We start from the raw sequence: 3,471 nt of genomic DNA on the forward strand, positions 1-3,471 counted from the left end.
TCGACCGGAGCTCCTCGGCGATCCGGTCGGAGGTGTCCTCTACCTCGGCACGTCGGGTCCGCCACGTCTCGGTCACCGCGGCGAGCAGTGCCAGAAAGCTCGGCTTCGGGTAGTAGGTGCCACAGAAGAACGGGCGGCCGTCGGGGGTCAGGAAGCAGGTCATCGGCCAGCCACCCTGCCCGGTCAACGCCACCGTCGCGTTCATGTAGACCGCGTCCAGATCGGGACGCTCCTCGCGGTCGACCTTGATGCAGACGAAATCCGTATTCATCACCTCGGCGACCTCGCCGTCCTCGAAGGACTCGTGCGCCATGACGTGACACCAGTGACACGCCGCGTAACCGATCGACAGCAGGATGGGCACATCGCGCTGCGCCGCCAGCGCCAGCGCCTCAGCCGTCCACTGCTTCCAGTGCACCGGGTTCTCGGCGTGTTGACGCAGGTAGGGACTCGTCGCCGAAGCGAGGGTGTTCAGCGGGGCGTCAGCCCGGCTCACGTTTCGTCCCGTCGGCGGGGTTCTCGGTGGTGAGGTCGGTGTCGATTCCGAGAGTGCCGTCGTCGACGGCCTGGTCGGGTTCGGGATTGTCCCGGTCGAACGACTCCGGCAACCGCCGCAGGTGCCGGTTCATCGACCACACCAGCAGGAACACCGCAATCAGCAGGAACACGATCACGATCAGGCCGAACGGACTGGCCTTGCCGAAGTCGGGACCGGTCTGCTGCGGACCGTCCTGAGCCAGCACCCCGCTCATCAACTCGATGCCCAACGTCATCGCACTGCTCACCCGCGTCCCTCGATTCCGGCGAACAGGTCGGTCTCGGGCAGTCGCACCGGGACCCGCGACCGCGCCAACTCGTACTCCTCCGTCGACCAGAGACGCTGCTGCCACTCGATGGGCGTGCTGAAGAAGAAGCTCTTCGGATCGATCTGGGTGGCGTGCGCGAGCAGTGCCTCATCACGCTGGGCGAAGTACTTCGAACACTCGATCCGGGTGGTCACCCGCTTGGCCAGCAGATCGTCGTCGGGATCCCACTTCTCCAGCCATTTGGCGAACGGACCCTCCTGGCCGTGCTTGGCGAACTCGTCCTGCAGCACCTGCATGCGCTGCCGCAGGAACCCGTGGTTGTAGTACAGCTTGGGCACGCTCCACGGTTCGCCGGCGTCGGGGAACAGGTAGTGATCGGCGGCCGCTTCGTAGGCGGCGACGGACACCTGATGGCAGCGGATGTGGTCGGGGTGCGGATAACCGCCGTTCTCGTCGTAGGTGGTCATCACGTGCGGCTTGAAGTCACGGATCACCCGTACCAGCGCCTCGGTGGGGATCTCCAGCGGCTCGAGAGCGAAGCAGCCTTCCGGCAGCGGGGGCAGTGGATCACCTTCGGGCAGCCCGGAGTCGACAAAACCGAGCCAGTGGTGCTCGACCCCGAGGATCTCCGCGGCCCTGGCCATCTCGTCTCGACGGATCTCCGTCATCCGGCCGTGCACATCGGGCAGGTCCATCGCCGGATTGAGGATGTCCCCGCGCTCACCACCTGTGAGGGTCACCACCATGACGCGCGCGCCCTCGTCGGCGTAGCGCGCCATGGTCGCCGCACCCTTGCTGGACTCATCGTCCGGATGGGCGTGCACGGCCATCAACCGCAGTTCGCTCAACCTTTTCCCTCTTAGCTGCTCACCTGCACGGATACTCACGCTGACACTCACGCATGAGTTCAACCACAACCACTGGTCCTATAGTTCCAGTCCTAGTACACCCATTCGACCGACGGGCATGCAAAACGAGATGATCGAGCGTCCCACCGCCCGCTACGGACGGCAGCAGCTGCCCCGGCGCACGCGGCGCTGGATCGCCATCGGCTTCACCGTGCTGGTGGTCATCACAGGTGTGGCGATCGCCGCGGTGGCCTTCGTGCGATTCGGCGCCGGCGACGTCAAGGGTGAAGTGGCCGGTTACCGGATCGTCGATGACAGCACCGTGGAGGTGACGGTCAGCGTGACCCGTGACGATCCGTCCCAGCCCGTGGTGTGCATCATTCGGGCCCGCTCCTACGAGGGCATCGAAACCGGACGGCGCGAGGTTCTGGTGACGCCGTCGACGGCGGCGACGGTGCAGGTGACAGCGCTGGTGACGTCGAGCAGACCGCCCGCGGTCGGTGACGTCTACGGCTGCGGGAGCGATGTGCCGCCGTATCTGGTCGGCGGGTAGCGGCGCAGCCGCACGACAAACGTTCAACGCCCAAATCATGAAAACCGGGTATCCGTCCGGTGCTATCATGGGTCGATACACGGTTCCTGCTGGGGCCGTGTATTGCTGCATTTGGGCGCGCCGGATTGAGCGTCTGCGATCGCGGTAATACACGGAGGACGACTACCGGCGCCGTGTCCGAACTTCTCAGCGGCAAGCGCGGAAGCAACGACGACAGGAGCGCGACGACATGACCGACACTCAGGTCACCTGGTTGACCGAGGAGGCCTACGACCGGCTGAAGGCGGAGCTCGACCAGCTGATCGCCCACCGGCCGATCATCGCCGCAGAGATCAACGACCGCCGCGAAGAAGGCGACCTGCGGGAGAACGGCGGCTACCACGCCGCCCGCGAGCAGCAGGGCCAGGAAGAGGCGCGGATCCGTCAGCTGCAGGAACTCCTCAACAACGCCAAGGTGGGCGAGGCTCCGAAGCAGTCCGGCGTGGCGCTTCCCGGCTCGGTGGTCAAGGTCTACTACGGCGAGGACGAGAACGAGACCGAAACGTTCCTGATCGCCACCCGCGAGCAGGGCGTCAGCGACGGCAAGCTCGAGGTCTACTCACCGAAGTCGCCGCTGGGCGAGGCCCTGATCGACGCCAAGGTCGGCGACGTCCGCACCTACCGGATCCCCAACGGCAACACCGTCACGGTGACACTCGTCAGCGCGGAGCCCTACCACTCCTAGACCGGCGTGCCCCGCCAGGTTCGGTCTGCCCGGGATACCCTCCAGCCCATGGCGCAGATCGCCGAGGACTTGTTCCTGCTGCTCGTCGACAACGCAGCCGCATCACCCGGGCTGGACAGCCCGCGTCGTGAGCACGTGCTCGCCGCGGCCACCCTGCTCGACCTTGCGCACGCGTGCCGGGTCCGTCCGGCGGTCCAGGGCGAATCGGTTCCGCCGGGACGGTTGGTGGCGCTGAACGCCCCGGGGTTCACCGACCCCGTCACCGGACCCGCTTTCGACTTGCTGCAGGCGAGGCCGCTGAAGCCGGGTGCGGCGATCAAGAAGCTCGCGAAGCACACCCGGGGCCGGTTGGTCGCGCACCTGGAGCAGACCGGGCAGCTTCGTCGAAGCACGTTGTCGGGCAAGCGGTTCAGCCGGACCTCGACTTTTCCGTTGACCAGCCGGGATCGTGCCGGGCCGGCACGCGCAGCGCTGCTGTCCGCGCTGTTCGACCGGACGCCGCCGGCCCCGTCGACGGCCGCCATCATCACCGTTCTGCAC

6 protein-coding genes are annotated in these 3,471 nt (G+C 66.6%); 3 read left to right on the plus strand and 3 right to left on the minus strand.

Features of this window, described 5'->3' with window-relative positions; translation table 11 throughout:
• The 3 genes from WA965_RS23940 to mca form a co-directional block, all read right to left on the minus strand.
• Nucleotides 1-496, minus strand: a 496-nt coding sequence (locus tag WA965_RS23940; RefSeq protein WP_526448146.1) for a DUF255 domain-containing protein, incomplete at its 3' end; no start/stop codon positions are given.
• Complete coding sequence (locus WA965_RS23945; protein ID WP_526298477.1) at nucleotides 483-773, minus strand: hypothetical protein; 291 nt, start codon at nucleotides 771-773, stop codon at nucleotides 483-485. The genes WA965_RS23940 and WA965_RS23945, both read right to left, overlap by 14 nt.
• Nucleotides 774-781: 8 nt before the next feature.
• A complete protein-coding gene (mca, locus tag WA965_RS23950; RefSeq protein WP_526298473.1) occupies nucleotides 782-1,654 on the minus strand; it encodes a mycothiol conjugate amidase Mca in 873 nt (290 codons plus the stop codon).
• A 130-nt stretch (nucleotides 1,655-1,784) separates the two neighbouring features.
• Here mca and WA965_RS23955 point away from each other — a divergent pair, with 130 nt between their 5' ends.
• From WA965_RS23955 to WA965_RS23965, 3 genes are all read left to right on the plus strand, one after another.
• Nucleotides 1,785-2,207: a DUF4307 domain-containing protein gene (locus WA965_RS23955; RefSeq protein WP_526298471.1), complete on the plus strand. Its 423-nt coding sequence runs from the start codon at nucleotides 1,785-1,787 to the stop codon at nucleotides 2,205-2,207.
• A 229-nt stretch (nucleotides 2,208-2,436) separates the two neighbouring features.
• On the plus strand, nucleotides 2,437-2,931 hold the full coding sequence (gene greA, locus WA965_RS23960) for a transcription elongation factor GreA (protein WP_178361125.1): 495 nt from the start codon (nucleotides 2,437-2,439) through the stop codon (nucleotides 2,929-2,931).
• A gap of 48 nt (nucleotides 2,932-2,979) precedes the next feature.
• A partial coding sequence (locus WA965_RS23965) for a GPP34 family phosphoprotein (RefSeq protein ID WP_526448147.1) occupies nucleotides 2,980-3,471 on the plus strand: 492 nt, incomplete at its 3' end.

This window comes from Mycobacterium sp. (assembly GCF_049683935.1).
In the GTDB taxonomy this organism is placed as follows: domain Bacteria; phylum Actinomycetota; class Actinomycetes; order Mycobacteriales; family Mycobacteriaceae; genus Mycobacterium.

Coding starts and splice junctions, on each gene's coding strand:
- WA965_RS23955 (WP_526298471.1), top strand. CDS start 1,785: ATGATCGAGCGTCCCACCGCCCGCTACGGACGGCAGCAGCTGCCCCGG.
- WA965_RS23945 (WP_526298477.1), bottom strand. CDS start 773: ATGACGTTGGGCATCGAGTTGATGAGCGGGGTGCTGGCTCAGGACGGT.
- greA (WP_178361125.1), top strand. CDS start 2,437: ATGACCGACACTCAGGTCACCTGGTTGACCGAGGAGGCCTACGACCGG.